A 13,383-nucleotide genomic window follows, 5' to 3' on the forward strand; every position below is an offset into this window, starting at 1 on the left:
TCGGGCATCCGTATGCACCGAGGCAGTACGCGCTACGAGGCTCACCACAGCAGGTGCGCAGTCCACATCGCCAGTACCGCGATTGCCGCCACCGCAGCACTCCACCTCAGTACCCGAAACCGCAACGCCGCCAACAGTGCGGCCGTTCCGAAAGCGGCCAGTGCTGCACCCCGGGGCCCGTCGGGGACGACGATGCCCGCCACGGGCACCGACGCGGCCCGCTCGGCCACCGCGATCAACCACCACAGGGGTGCCGACGCCAGCTGCGCTGTCAGCTCGGCCAAGGACGTGCTGACGGTGGCGATCACGGCCGTCACGATGCCCACCACCGTGATCGGGGCGACGACCGGTGCCACCGCCACGTTCGCGACGACGCCCACGACACTGAACGTGCCGGTCATGGCCGCCACAACCGGTGCAGTCACCGCGTGCGCCGCTGCGGAGACGGCCACCACCTCCGCTGCTGCCCTGGGCCAACCGCGGGCTCGGAGCCAGTCGACCCAGATCGGTGCGACGAGGACGAGCCCGGCCGTAGCGAAGACCGACAGGACGAATCCGACGTCGACCGCCAACCTCGGCCACCATGCGAGCAAACCCAGCACCGCCCCGCACAATGCCGGTACGGCCTGCCGCCGCCTGCCGGTCACCAGGGCCAACAACCCGATCGAACCCATCACGGCGGCGCGCAGCACACTCGGCGACGGGCGCGCCACGATCACGAACACCACGAGCACGACGAACGCGACTGCAACCGTGGCTCGCGGACCGATCCCGATGCTGCGCAACACCAGCAGCACCGCACCGATCAGAATCGAGAAGTTCGCCCCGGACACCGCCGTCAGATGCGTCAGCCCCGCTGCCCGGAAGTTGTCGGCCACCGTCTGGTCCATGTGCGAGACATCTCCGACCACGAGCCCCGGCAGCAGACCGGCACGATCGGGCGGCATCGTATTCTGCGCTACTGCAGCCAGGTTCGATCTGACGGTGCCGGCTCCGGCAGAAATCGTTCCCGGCTCTCCGACGGTGACGGGTGGCCCCGATGCGCGAATGACAGCCACCGTCATGTCCGGTCGGACAGGTTCGCCGAGCCGGCCTCGCACGGTGATCTCCTGCCCCGGCAGCAGATCCGACCAACTCGATTCCGGGGCGATGATCGATACCCGGCCGCCGACGTACAGTGCTTCACCTCCGACATCCACGCGAGTCATCTCCGCTTTCGTCATCACCATCGAGGGTCCGGCGGACGACAGTCGCCGTGGATCCTCCTCCAGCCGGACGGCCGCGGTGATCCACCCACGGTTGTCCGCGGCGACCGACACGGGATGAACTGCCAACGCACACATCTGGATCCATACCGCTCCGCCGAAGCACAGCGCGAGCGCGATCACCGCGACGACTCCCGCCCAGCTGGGTCCGGAGGCCGCGCATCGTGTCGCCACTCGGCGCAGAACCAGTGCACCGACCACGACCGTCACCGCCGTCGCGACGGTAGCCACCACCGCGGCGCCGGGGCCACCGATAATTCCGACCGCGGTGATCGACCAGCACACCACCACAGCCGGAATCAGCCGAACATCGAACGGCAGAAACTCTTCGGTCGTTCCGGTGGCGGTCGATACGGCCTCGGCGTTCACCCGACGTGCACCAGATCGCGGATCTTCGCCAGCCGGCCCGGCCCGATCCCGTCCACTTCGGCGAGCTGATCGACAGAGATGAACTGCCCGTTGGCTTCTCGCCAATTCACGATCGACGTCGCAGTCACCGGCCCGACTCCGGGCAACGCGTCCAACTCTGCCGCGGTGGCAGCATTGAGGTCCACTGTGCCGCCGGACGGTGAACCAGCAGGCTGTTCGCCCGGCTCCGCACCCGCCGGAGCCGAGCCCCCACCCGAGGACGTGCCACTCACCGGCGGGCCCGCCAGCGGCGGCACCGCACCGACGACGATCTGATCACCGTCGGCCACTCGCGCGGCCATGTTGAGTGCCAACAGATCGGCACCGCCGACAGGTCCCCCGGCCGCGGCAATCGCGTCGGCGATGCGTGAACCCGGTTGCAGCCGAACAAGTCCGGGCTGCGTCACCAGACCGACGACGCTCACGACCGTCTCGGCCTCCGCTGCTGGCACCGGTTCGGCCGGAACGTCCTTCGTAGCGGGTGCAACCACAGCCAGTGGCGGAGCGGGTGCCGGCGTCGGCGCGTCTCGAAATACTGCGAATGCCGCGACCGACACGACGAAGATCCCGGCCGCGGCCAACGCGATCGCACCCTGTCTGCCCGGGTCCACCCGAGCGGAGCGCCATCGTCGTGGAAGTACGGACGACCACGGGGAGCCGAGTCTGTGCGCATTCGACACCAGCCAGTCCGGTGCCGGGGTCGCGACGTCGCTGCCGGCCTCCTCCGTCTCGACGCGCGTGGGTGCCCCAACCGGACTCACGGAATCGGGTTGCCTGCGCAGAGCATCGAGCCGCGCCACCGTCTGCGCACGATCGTCGTCACCTCCCATGCACCAGGACGCTAGATGCGGAGAACACGCTCACACGTAACGAAGCGCTGGTGGCGATGTGCCCTGTGGACAACTCGATACCTGTGGATGGTCAGTGGGATCGGCGCGACTACCGGCGTCCCGGTGCCACCACGACGCCGACGGCACCGGGGCCCACATGCGCTCCGAGCACGGCACCGAAGGGATACACATCGATGCTGGTCGAGCGCGGTATTCGAGAGGCCAACATCGCGGCGACTTCGTCGGCACGCTCCGCGCACTGCATGTGGTGGACGGCCAGCGCAACCCCGGAATCGTCACCGACCTCGGAGACGGCAGCGACGGCCGCGTCGACCAGTTTGTTCAGCGCCTTGGACGAGGTCCGCGTTTTCTCCCGCAGCACCAGAGCACCCCCGCTGATGTGCAACACCGGCTTCATGGCCAGGGCGGTCCCGAGCAGGGCAGCGGCAGTACCGATCCGACCTCCGCGCCGCAGGTGGTCGAGGCGGTCGACGACGATGAAGCACCGCGACATCGCCGACGCGGTGACGGCATCGTGGTAGACCGCATCCACATCGGCTCCCCGCGCAGCCGATTCGGCCGCAGCCAGTACTGCAAAGCCCAATCCCATTCCGGCAGAGGACGAATCGACCACGCGGATCGCACTACCAACCTGGTCGGCGGCCTGACGGGCTGCCTCCCACGTGCTCGAAAGCCCCCGGGAGATGTGCAGGGCCACCACACCATCGCCTCCACTGCGTTCGAGGGCTGCGGTGTACACCTCGGTCAGCTCACCCGGTGACGCGCCGGCGGTGGTCACCGGGTTGCCCGACGTCGAGTGCTCCGGAATCTCGTCCACGCCCTCCCGGTGGTCGAGCCCGTTCACCAACACGTGCAGCGGCACCACCGAGATTCCGCGTTCGACGGCAAGCGTGGCCGGTAAGCAGGACGACGAGTCGGTGACGACAACGACCGTCATGGCTTCGGGGTCACTGCGGGTTCCACAGCAGACGCCGCGGCAGCCACCGGTCGCAACTCCTCGAGCATGGCGGCTGCCACTGCGACATGCGCGTCCCACCCCCAGTGGATACCGTCGGGGTTCGCGTTCTCCGATTCGATGTTCGGACGTACTGCCTCGGCCAGGTCCACCATCGGGACACCTTTGTCCGCGCTCCAGGCGCGCAGGGCACGCACGGCAGGCTCGCGGCCTGTGTGTACCTGCCCGTAGGCGTCACAGCGATGCACAGACGGATACGTCCCGATGACGGGCAGCTCGGGACGAACGTAGGCCATCGCAGCGCGGGCCTGCTCCAAATAGTCGACGCTGAGCCGCGGCGGCAACGCGACGGGCCAACCCAGATGCGACAGAACTGGTTGCACCGCTTGATATCCCGCGCGGACGACGCGTCGCAGCGCCGGGGGTCTGATGTAGCGGATCTGCTCCCGCAATGCGGTGGGTAACGGCGACGGGAGTGAATCCATGCCGCCGATGGCGAGCACGAGCGCACCGGCACGCGGAATAGCTGCCCACACCCGCGGATCCTGAGTCAGGGCCCACCACGCGTCACGGCTCGTCCAGCCGATCCGGGCGACCAATTCCACGGTCCAACCGAGCTCGGCTGCAACGAGATTGGGCCAGAGCCGAGGATCGTCGACCGGCAATCCACCCTCGGGTCCGTAGTAGCTCAGGGAGTCCGCGAGCACGAGCAGCGCGGGACGCACCGCCGCCTCGTCAGAGGACGTCACTGGCCACTCTCGCCGAGGCGTTCCACACGTCCAGGCGCCAGGACGGCTCCGGGCCCGCTCCGTGGGCACCGAGTTGCACCCAGCTGGTGTTGGCGAGTCCGCCGAGCACCGGCCAACGATCGGTCGGCAGATCGAGCAACGCAGCAGTCAGAGCCGCGATCAGGCCACCGTGCGCTACGAGTACCACTGGCCGCTCGTCGCCCTCGGCACCCCATCGGTCGACACTGCCCAGGAGCTCGCGAACGAGGGGAACACTGCGGCGGGCAACATCGACACGGCTCTCTCCGCCGGGTGGGGCGATGGTCGCATCGGCGCGCCACGCCGGCCGGGCACCGGGTGCGATGTCGTCGACGTCGGTGTGCGTGAGACCCTGCCACTCACCGAGATGGGTTTCGCGCAGGCGCTCGTCCTGCGTCACGGGAACCCCGGCGGCGTCCCCCAAAGCAACAGCGGTGTCGAGTGCTCGCCGCAGGTCGGACGAGACGATCCGGATCGGCTCTCGAATAGCCAACTCGGCCGCGGCCGTCTTCGCCTGGGTGCGACCGAGCTCGGACAGGTCGGTATCGAGCTGACCCTGCATGCGGTCGGTGGCGTTGTACTCCGTCTGACCGTGCCGAAGCAGGATGAGCCGTCGGATCATTGCTCCGATTCCGGAGCCGGGTGCTGCCCGAGGCCGGGAACGTCGATGGTCGGGCAGTCCTTCCACAACCGCTCCAGGGCGTAGAAGTTGCGCTCTTCGTTGTGCTGGACGTGGACGACGATGTCGGAGTAGTCCAACAACGCCCAACGTCCTTCCTTGGTGCCCTCGCGGCGGACCGGTTTGTGTCCGGCCTCACGAAGGCGGTCCTCGATGTTGTCCACGATCGAGTTGACCTGACGCTCGTTGGGCGCAGAGGCGATCACGAAGCAATCGGTGATGTAGAGCTGATCGGAGACGTCGAGGATCACTACGTCGCCGGCCAGTTTGTCGTCGGCTGCGAGCGCGGCGATACGCGCCATTTCGGCGGCTTCGGCTGTTGCAGTCACTTGGGTGTACTCCCACTCGTATGGTTCGGGTTCGCGGTCGTTGCGCTGGTGACCGGCCCTTCCGGTTGCTTCTTCTGGGGTGCCGGCTCCGACATGGTGACGGATCCGTCGAGGCGCAGTGCGCCTCGTGGCCTGTAGAGATTTCTCTTCGAGATGTATTGCACGACGCCGTCCGGTACGAGGTACCAGACCGGCCGATTCTCACCGGCCCGGAGCCGACAGTCCGTCGACGATATCGCGAGTGCCGGGATTTCCATCAATGTGAGGGTGTCGGCCGGCAACGACCGGAGGTGGTTGGCCAGATGTTCCACGCCCAGCTCGAACCCGGGACGGGTGACGCCGACGAACTTGGCGAGCTCGAACAACTCCTCCCAGTTCTGCCACGTCAGAATCGATTCGAGGGCGTCCGCGCCGGTGATGAAGAACAGCTCGGCGTTGGGGTGCTGCGCCCGCAGATCGCGCAGGGTGTCGACGGTGTACGTCGACTTCTCCCGGTCGACGTCCACGCGGCTGACGGAGAATCGCGGATTGGACGCCGTCGCGATCACGGTCATCAGGTAGCGGTCTTCCGCCGGGCTGACCGTTTTTCCTTCTTTCTGCCAGGGGTTGCCGGTGGGGACGAAGATGACCTCGTCCAGACCGAACTTGTTCGCCACTTCGCTGGCAGCGACGAGGTGCCCGTGGTGGATGGGGTCGAAGGTGCCGCCCATCACGCCCAAACGGCGAACGGACTGCTTGCCGGTGCCGTCGCCGGGATCGGATTCGTGCTGCACGACCGCCGATTCTACGTCCGCTGCGCCGGCGGGCGTCACACCCCTCACACCGGCAGCAGACGGGAGACGACGGTGGCGAGCTGCTGAGCGGATCGGCACTCGTGCATCGCGATCACATCGGCGTACACCTTGGCCGCCGAATCGCCCGATCCCCACTGCGATTTCGGTTCGGGATTGAGCCAGTACGCGTGTTTGGCCACCGAGACGATGTGAGCCAACGCGGGAAGCTTCGGTTCGCGGTAGTTGGTGCGGGCGTCGCCGAGAATCAACACCGAACTGCGACTGGTGACCGCATGCGCGTACTTTTCGTCGAAGGTCGTCAGCGCGTGGCCGTAGTCCGAGTGACCGTCGTAGGTCACCAGATCGGACTCCCCGATGATGCGGCTCATCGCGGCACCGAGATCCGAGCCGGAGTCGAAGAACCGCGTCACCTCGTCGGTGGAATCGATGAATGCGAAGATCCGGACCCGCGAGAACTGTTCGCGCAACGCGTGCACCAACAGCAGCGTGAAGTTACTGAAACCGGCCACCGAGCCCGAGACATCGCACAGCACAACCAGTTCCGGGCGCGCTCGACGCGGCTTGCGCTCCACCAGATCGATCGGGATGCCGCCGGTGGACATCGACTTGCGCAGAGTACGTCGAAGATCGATGGAACCGTGCCGGCTGCGGCTGCGCCGCACAGCCAGTCGCGAGGCGAGCAGCCGGGCGAGCGGTGTGACGTTGCGTCGCAGCGCAGCCATCTCGGTGTCCGAAGCCCGCAGAAAGTCGACCTCTTCGGCCAGCTTGGGCACACCGTAACTCGCCACCCGCTCACGGCCCAGTTTCTCGGCCGACCGCCGCCTCGTCTCGCTTTCCACCATCTTGCGAAGGTCTGCGATGCGTTGTGCTGCAGTGCGTTTGGCCACTTCCGACTCGTAGTCGTCGGTGGGCCGGTCCGGAGCGTCGTCGGCGCGCCCGAGTAGTCCATCGAGGATCTTGCGCAGCAACGTATCGGGGGCGACGTCACGCAGGGCCTGATAGGCCGAGAACGATGGCCCGTTCGAGGACTTGTACTGACCGAGTTCCTCCACCATCTGCGCCGCCAGCATCCGGGTCAACTCCGCGGCCTCGGCCGAATCATCCGAGAGCAGTTCGACTATCAGTTCACGCAACGCGTCGATGTCGACCTCGCCCGTGTCGGTGCGGGGAAGCGCGGTGTCGATCTGCCCCGAGTCTCTTGTTCCCGATGCCACCGGGAACCAGAGGTCGAACAGCGCGTCGAACACCCCGCGGTGCGTCGGTCGTCTCAGCAGCGCGCAGGCCAGCCCCTCGCGCACCGCTTCTCGATCGAGTAGATCGAGCACCGACAGGACACGTCCGGCATCGACGGTTTCCGACGGCCCCACCGAGATTCCGCGTTTGCGCAATGCCTCGACGAAGCCGACCAGATGCCCGGGAATGCCGTTCGGGGCCAACATGTCAGTTCAGCCGCAGTTCAGCGGCCGCACGGACCTGATCGGACTGATGCTTGAGCACCACACCCAGAGTCGACCGGACGGCATCGTCGTCGAGAGTGTCCATACCGAGCGCCAACAGCGTGCGGCCCCAGTCGATCGTCTCGGCGACGGAGGGCAGCTTCTTGAGCTGCATTGCCCGAAGCACTCGAACGGTCTTGATCAGCTGCTCGGCGATCGCCTCGGGGAGCTCGGGAACCCGGCTCGCCAGAATTCGACGCTCCAGGTCGGCGTCGGGGAAATCGAGGTGCAGAAACAGGCACCTCCGCTTGAGGGCCTCGGACAGCTCGCGCGTGGCGTTGGAGGTCAGGACCACGAACGGGGTGCGCTCGGCGATGATGGTGCCGAGTTCTGGAATGGTGATCGCGAAGTCGCTGAGCACCTCGAGCAGCAGTCCCTCGATCTCGACATCGGCTTTGTCGGTCTCGTCTATGAGCAGCACGGTGGGGTCGGTGCGCCGGATTGCTTGCAGTAACGGACGTGCGAGCAGGAACTCCTCGGAGAAGACGTCGAGCTTGGTCGAGTCCCAATCGGCGCTGGTTCCGGATTGGATTCGCAGGATCTGCTTGGCGTGGTTCCACTCGTACAGGGCACGTGCCTCGTCGACGCCCTCGTAGCACTGCAACCGCACCAGCTCGGCACCCGTCGTCTGGGCCACGGCCCGAGCGAGCTCGGTCTTGCCCACACCCGCCGGACCCTCGATCAGCAGCGGCTTGCCCAAGCGATCGGCGAGGAAGACCGATGTCGCGGTGGCCTTGTCGGCCAGATAACCCGTTTCCGCCAGCCGCTCGAGCACGTCGTTCACACTTGCGAACAGCGGGGGTGTCGTCGGTAGGGCACGATCCACGTCACAACTCCTGATGATCGGATTTGGCCGGTACGGCAGGGGCGTCAGACATCTCGGACGTGTCCGTCGCCCCACACGGTCCATTTGGTCGAGGTCAGTTCCGGCAATCCCATGGGTCCTCGGGCGTGCAGCTTCTGGGTGGAGATGCCGATCTCGGCACCGAAGCCGAATTGCTCGCCGTCGGTGAATGCGGTGGAGGCATTGACCATCACGGCAGCCGCGTCGACACGTCGGGTGAACTCGCGCGCGGCCCCGATATCGGATGCGACGATTGCCTCGGTATGGCCGGTTCCGTATCGATCGATGTGCTCGATCGCCTCGTCGATGCCGCCCACGACCTTCAGCGCGATGTCGAGCGAGAGGTACTCCTGCGACCAGTCCTCCTCGTGAGCAGGTACCAGGCCGGGCATGTCGCCGTGCACCGTGACGCTGTGCATCTGGAACGCCTGCAGCAGCCGCGGCACCATGGTGTCGGCGATCGCAGCGTCGACCAGCACGGTCTCGGCGGCGTTGCAGACACTCACCCGGCGGGTCTTCGCGTTCAGCACGATCTTCTCGGCCACCTCCGGATCGGCCGAGCAGTGCACGTACACATGGCAGTTTCCGACGCCGGTCTCGATCGTCGGCACCGTGGCATCACGGACGACGGCAGCGATCAGCCCTGCGCCCCCGCGGGGAATGACCACGTCCACCAGACCGCGGGCCTGGATCAGATGGGTGACCGTGGTGCGATCCGCACTACCGAGCAGTTGCACGGCACTTTCCGGCAGGTCGTGACTACGCAGAGCGCCCTGAAGAGCGTCGACCAATGCCGCGTTGGACCGCGCAGCCGAGGACGACCCGCGTAACAGCACCGCATTTCCGGACTTGAACGCGAGACCGAACGCGTCGACGGTGACGTTGGGGCGCGCCTCGTAGACCATGCCCACCACGCCGAGTGGAACCCGGAGCTGGCGAATCTCGAGCCCGTTGGGAAGCGTCGAACCTCGAACGACCCCACCGATCGGATCCGGCAGCCCGGCGACCTGTCTCAGGCCGGCCGCGATGCCGTCGATCCGCGCGCTCGTCAGCCGCAACCGATCCAGCAGACCGTCGTCGGTACCCGCTGCCCGTGCGACCTCGAGGTCCGCCTCGTTCGCGGCCAGCACCGAATCCGCCGCCGCAACCACGGCGTCGGCGGCGGCGTGCAGCAACGAGTCCTTCTCCGCGGTCGTCAGCAACGCCAACGCACGTGAGGCGATCCTCGCCCGACGGGCGGCCGCGTGTACGTTCTCACGCTCGTCGAGCGTCGTGGGCACCGATGGGGCCGAGACGGAAGCAGTCATGAACTACACACTAATGGGGCCCGGGAATGAAGCGGTGTCACCGCGTCGTTGCAGCACGACGTGGAGATCGCCGACGTCACCCACGTCGACACCGACAGACCGGAGGAACCACCTGTGAGTGCCCTGTTCGAGCCTCTGACCCTGCGTGAGGTCACCTTTCCCAATCGGGTGTGGATGGCACCGATGTGCCAGTACTCGGCCGACGAGACAGGCGAGTACGTGGGCGTCGCGGGTGACTGGCACCGCACCCACCTGGTGAGCCGGGCGGTCGGCGGGGTGGGCCTGGTCATCACCGAAGCCACCGCGGTGAGCCCGGAGGGACGCATCAGCCCGTCGGACCTGGGCATCTGGAACGACACCCAGGCCGACGCCCTGGCGAAGATCGTGGCAGAGATCTCGTCCCATGGAACCGTTCCCGGCATCCAGCTCTCACATGCGGGCCGCAAGGGTTCCACCGCTGCTCCCTGGCTGGGCGGCAAGTCGCTGTCGGCCGAAGATCCCCGCAGCTGGGAAACCGTCGGCCCCAGCGCCATCGCGTTCGGTGACTACACGACGCCCCGCGAGGCGACCGCCGACGACATCGCACGGATCGTCGACGACTTTCGCTCTGCGGCGCAGCGCGCTCTGAAGGCCGGGTTCCAGGTGGCCGAAATTCACGGCGCGCACGGATACCTTCTGCATCAATTCCTGTCGCCCGCGAGCAATACTCGAACCGACGCCTACGGCGGAGACTTCGAGGGCCGCACCCGGCTGCTGATCGAGGTGGTCGACGCGGTCCGTGAGGTGTGGCCTGCCGAGCTTCCGGTGTTCGTACGTCTGTCGGCCACGGACTGGCTCGACGAGCCGGAGAATACAAAGGGTGCAGCTGACTTGGAGGCCCCGAGTTGGACCTCGGATCAGACTGTCGCGTTGTCGCAGATCCTCACCGAACACGGCGTGGATCTGGTCGATACGTCCACCGGAGGAAACGCGCACGCCAAGATTCCGGTGGGTCCGAGCTACCAGGTTCCTTTTGCACGACGGATTCAGAACGAGACCACGATGCCCGCCGCCGCGGTCGGAATGATCACCGAGCCCAAACAGGCCGAGGACATCGTCTCCCTGGGCGAGGCGACGGCTGTGCTGTTGGCGCGCGAGTTGCTACGCGATCCGTACTGGCCGCGTCGCGCCGCCCGAGAGCTCGGGGTGGAGATGAAGCCGTCCGTGGCACCGCAGTACGAGCGGGCCTACTGAAGTCTCAGACCACGAAACCGAGCTTCTTGTCCACGACGTTGATCAGCGGTTCGCCTCGAAGGTACCGATGTGCGTTCTCGACGAACACCTCCGAGAGTCGCCGCTTCCACCCGGATGCGTCGCCGCTCATGTGTGGGGTGAGCATCACGTTCTCGGCCGTCCACAACGGATGGTCGGCCGAGAGCGGCTCGGTCTCGAACACGTCGAGCGCCGCACCGGCGATGTGTCCGCTGGCGAGATGCTGCAGCAGTTCCTCGGTATCGAGCAACTCACCGCGACCCACGTTGATCACTCGGGCACCGGGCTTCATCGCGTTCAACACCGGACCGTCGACGAGTCCTCGGGTCTGTTCGGTCAACGGGGCAACCAGAATCAGGTAGTCGGCTCGCACTACGTCGGACCCCAGATCCTCACTGGCGTACACGGTGCCGAAATCTCGGTCGCCTTCTCGTGCTGTACGCCCCACTCCGGACACCGACATTCCCGCCGCACTCAGCAGAGTCGCGATAGCACGACCGATCGCTCCGGTACCCACGATCATCGCGTGCGCGCCATCGATCCGTTCGGTCTCGCGGTGTTGCCAGACCTTCGATTGCTGTAGTGCCCGTGAACGATCGAAGTCCTTGGCGAATGCGAGAATCTGAGCCAACACGAACTCTGCGATCGGTCGATCGAAGACGCCTCGCGAATTGGTCACGACCACATCCGATTCGACCAGCTCGTCGAACATCAACGAGTCGACGCCGGCCGCGGCTATGTGAATCCACTTCAGCGAAGTGCACTGCGGCCAGGCGGATTCGACTGCAGGAGAGAAGAAGTCCCACAGCAGCAACGCATCGGCACCCTCGACTGTATCCGCCAAGTTCTCTGCCGTGGCGTATCTGACGTCGGCGACCTCCGCGATGGACTCGAGTCCATCGGGAAGGTCGCCGGCGTGGAGAACGACGAGAACCGGTGCCACTTCTACTTCTTGTAGCCGACGAGTTCGACGCCGGATGCAGCGACCTCGTCGTCGTTGTCACCTGGGCACTGCGTTCCGCGCAGTGATCGGCCTGCCGTCTCGGGCATCAACAGAATCGGCACGAACGCAATGGCAGCGGCGATCATCATGTACCAACCCGGGATCAGGTTGGAACCCGTTCGGTCGATCAAGAACGTCAGAATCAGCGGTGCCGTACCACCGAACAACGAGGTCGACACGTTGTAGCCGATGGCGAACGCGCCGTAGCGAACCTGGGTGGGAAACAGCGCTGGCAGGGTCGACGAGACGCAGCTACACATGATGACCAGCAGTACGCCCAGTCCCAGCAGACCGATGGTCTGGCCGACGAGTCCGGTGTTGATGATCAACAGGAACAGCGGGACGCTGAAGACGAAGTATCCGACGCAGGCCGCCAGCAACAACGGCTTTCGGCCTACCCGGTCGGACAGCGCGCCGATCGGGTTGATGATCGCCATCATGATGATCATGATCACCACGAGGGTGAAGTTGGATTGGGTTGTGCTGTGCCCCAACGTGTCACTGAGGTACGAGGGCAGGAAGGTGAGCACCGTGTAGTAGGCGATGTTCAGCAGCAGCACGAAACCCATCAGGATCAAGATGCGCTGCCAGTAGGTCATGGTGGTTTTGAGCGAGGCAATGGCTCCGCCCGCGCCTTCCTCCACCGTGCCGCCGTCTTCCTTCGCCTCGGCGAACACCGGGGAATCCTCGAGCCGGGTTCGCAGCCACAGCGCGACGATGCCCAACGGCAGTGTGACCAGGAACGGAATTCGCCAGCCCCAGGCCTCCATCGTCTCGTCGCCGAGTCCGACGTTGAGCAAGGTACACAGCGTGGCACCGCCCACGGTGCCGGCGAGAGTGCCGAATTCGAGGAACGATCCGAAGAATCCGCGCCGCTTGTCGGGTGCGTACTCGGCCATGAACACGGCAGCTCCGCCGTACTCGCCACCGGTCGAGAAGCCCTGCACCAATCGGCACGCAAGCAGGAGCAGTGGGGCGGCGATGCCGATGGTGTCGAAGGTCGGCAACACGCCGATCAGTGCCGTCGCGAGCGACATCATCGTGACGGTCAGAACTAAGACCTTCTGCCTACCGATCCGGTCACCGAGCGGGCCGAGAACGATACCGCCGATGGGCCGGATGATGAACGATGCGGCCAGAACGGCGAAGGTGGAGAGCAGGCTCGCTCCCCCGTCCTCGGATGGGAAGAAGTTGGCTGCGATGTAGACGGCCAGATAGCCGTACACCGCGTAGTCGAACCACTCGACGGCATTGCCGAGCGCCGATCCGCCGATGGCCCGGTGCAGGATTCTTGTCTCGTTCGGGCTGAGAACGTCGGTACTCGGGGGATATCCGGTCGGCGATGCTGCCGACCCTGATTTTTCGGTCACGGTCGAAATACCTCTCGCTTTTGTGGACAAAGTGGAGCGTCGGTGCGGTACTTCGCAGCGTTCG

Annotated in this window: 13 protein-coding genes; 1 reads left to right on the forward strand and 12 read right to left on the reverse strand. The window is 65.9% G+C overall.

Features of this window, described 5'->3' with window-relative positions; genetic code table 11:
* Nucleotides 1-41: 41 nt before the first annotated feature.
* The 10 genes from ACFI9K_RS21000 to ACFI9K_RS21045 all read right to left on the reverse strand — a co-directional run bounded on the left by ACFI9K_RS21000 (nucleotide 42) and on the right by ACFI9K_RS21045 (nucleotide 9,695).
* Nucleotides 42-1,634, reverse strand: a complete 1,593-nt coding sequence (locus ACFI9K_RS21000; protein WP_462665290.1) for a ComEC/Rec2 family competence protein — start codon at nucleotides 1,632-1,634, stop codon at nucleotides 42-44.
* The gene (locus ACFI9K_RS21005; protein WP_462665291.1) at nucleotides 1,631-2,503 is read right to left on the reverse strand and encodes a ComEA family DNA-binding protein; all 873 of its coding nucleotides are present in this window, start codon (nucleotides 2,501-2,503) and stop codon (nucleotides 1,631-1,633) included. The genes ACFI9K_RS21000 and ACFI9K_RS21005 overlap by 4 nt, the downstream gene beginning before the upstream one ends.
* Before the next feature lie 109 nt (nucleotides 2,504-2,612).
* Complete coding sequence (locus tag ACFI9K_RS21010; RefSeq protein ID WP_462665292.1) at nucleotides 2,613-3,461, reverse strand: DegV family protein; 849 nt, start codon at nucleotides 3,459-3,461, stop codon at nucleotides 2,613-2,615.
* A complete protein-coding gene (gene octT, locus ACFI9K_RS21015) occupies nucleotides 3,458-4,228 on the reverse strand; it encodes a diglucosylglycerate octanoyltransferase (protein ID WP_462665293.1) in 771 nt (256 codons plus the stop codon). Before octT ends, ACFI9K_RS21010 begins: the two co-directional genes overlap by 4 nt.
* Nucleotides 4,215-4,868 (reverse strand): histidine phosphatase family protein, encoded by a 654-nt coding sequence (locus tag ACFI9K_RS21020; protein ID WP_462665294.1) that lies wholly within the window; start codon nucleotides 4,866-4,868, stop codon nucleotides 4,215-4,217. Before ACFI9K_RS21020 ends, octT begins: the two co-directional genes overlap by 14 nt.
* Nucleotides 4,865-5,254 carry a ribosome silencing factor gene (gene rsfS, locus ACFI9K_RS21025; RefSeq protein ID WP_462665295.1) on the reverse strand — a complete coding sequence of 130 codons (390 nt, stop codon included), beginning with the start codon at nucleotides 5,252-5,254 and terminating at the stop codon, nucleotides 4,865-4,867. The genes ACFI9K_RS21020 and rsfS overlap by 4 nt, the downstream gene beginning before the upstream one ends.
* On the reverse strand, nucleotides 5,251-5,964 hold the full coding sequence (gene nadD, locus ACFI9K_RS21030) for a nicotinate-nucleotide adenylyltransferase (protein WP_462665335.1): 714 nt from the start codon (nucleotides 5,962-5,964) through the stop codon (nucleotides 5,251-5,253). Before nadD ends, rsfS begins: the two co-directional genes overlap by 4 nt.
* A gap of 107 nt (nucleotides 5,965-6,071) precedes the next feature.
* Complete coding sequence (locus ACFI9K_RS21035) at nucleotides 6,072-7,487, reverse strand: vWA domain-containing protein (protein WP_462665296.1); 1,416 nt, start codon at nucleotides 7,485-7,487, stop codon at nucleotides 6,072-6,074.
* Between the two features lies 1 nt (nucleotide 7,488).
* Nucleotides 7,489-8,370, reverse strand: a complete 882-nt coding sequence (locus tag ACFI9K_RS21040) for an AAA family ATPase (RefSeq protein WP_462665297.1) — start codon at nucleotides 8,368-8,370, stop codon at nucleotides 7,489-7,491.
* Between the two features lie 44 nt (nucleotides 8,371-8,414).
* On the reverse strand, nucleotides 8,415-9,695 hold the full coding sequence (locus tag ACFI9K_RS21045; RefSeq protein ID WP_462665298.1) for a glutamate-5-semialdehyde dehydrogenase: 1,281 nt from the start codon (nucleotides 9,693-9,695) through the stop codon (nucleotides 8,415-8,417).
* Between the two features lie 114 nt (nucleotides 9,696-9,809).
* Here ACFI9K_RS21045 and ACFI9K_RS21050 point away from each other — a divergent pair, with 114 nt between their 5' ends.
* Nucleotides 9,810-10,928, forward strand: a complete 1,119-nt coding sequence (locus tag ACFI9K_RS21050; protein WP_222094357.1) for an NADH:flavin oxidoreductase/NADH oxidase — start codon at nucleotides 9,810-9,812, stop codon at nucleotides 10,926-10,928.
* A 4-nt stretch (nucleotides 10,929-10,932) separates the two neighbouring features.
* Here the strand turns inward: ACFI9K_RS21050 and ACFI9K_RS21055 are convergent, their stop codons facing one another.
* Both ACFI9K_RS21055 and ACFI9K_RS21060 read right to left on the reverse strand, forming a co-directional pair.
* Nucleotides 10,933-11,889 carry a D-2-hydroxyacid dehydrogenase gene (locus tag ACFI9K_RS21055; protein WP_462665299.1) on the reverse strand — a complete coding sequence of 319 codons (957 nt, stop codon included), beginning with the start codon at nucleotides 11,887-11,889 and terminating at the stop codon, nucleotides 10,933-10,935.
* A 2-nt stretch (nucleotides 11,890-11,891) separates the two neighbouring features.
* Nucleotides 11,892-13,319 (reverse strand): MFS transporter, encoded by a 1,428-nt coding sequence (locus ACFI9K_RS21060; RefSeq protein WP_462665300.1) that lies wholly within the window; start codon nucleotides 13,317-13,319, stop codon nucleotides 11,892-11,894.
* Between the last annotated feature and the right edge of the window lie 64 nt (nucleotides 13,320-13,383).

It is taken from the genome of Rhodococcus sp. PSi06, assembly GCF_054960675.1.

Coding starts and splice junctions, on each gene's coding strand:
- ACFI9K_RS21045 (WP_462665298.1), bottom strand. CDS start 9,695: ATGACTGCTTCCGTCTCGGCCCCATCGGTGCCCACGACGCTCGACGAG.
- ACFI9K_RS21020 (WP_462665294.1), bottom strand. CDS start 4,868: ATGATCCGACGGCTCATCCTGCTTCGGCACGGTCAGACGGAGTACAAC.
- nadD (WP_462665335.1), bottom strand. CDS start 5,964: ATGGGCGGCACCTTCGACCCCATCCACCACGGGCACCTCGTCGCTGCC.
- ACFI9K_RS21035 (WP_462665296.1), bottom strand. CDS start 7,487: ATGTTGGCCCCGAACGGCATTCCCGGGCATCTGGTCGGCTTCGTCGAG.
- ACFI9K_RS21010 (WP_462665292.1), bottom strand. CDS start 3,461: ATGACGGTCGTTGTCGTCACCGACTCGTCGTCCTGCTTACCGGCCACG.
- ACFI9K_RS21005 (WP_462665291.1), bottom strand. CDS start 2,503: ATGGGAGGTGACGACGATCGTGCGCAGACGGTGGCGCGGCTCGATGCT.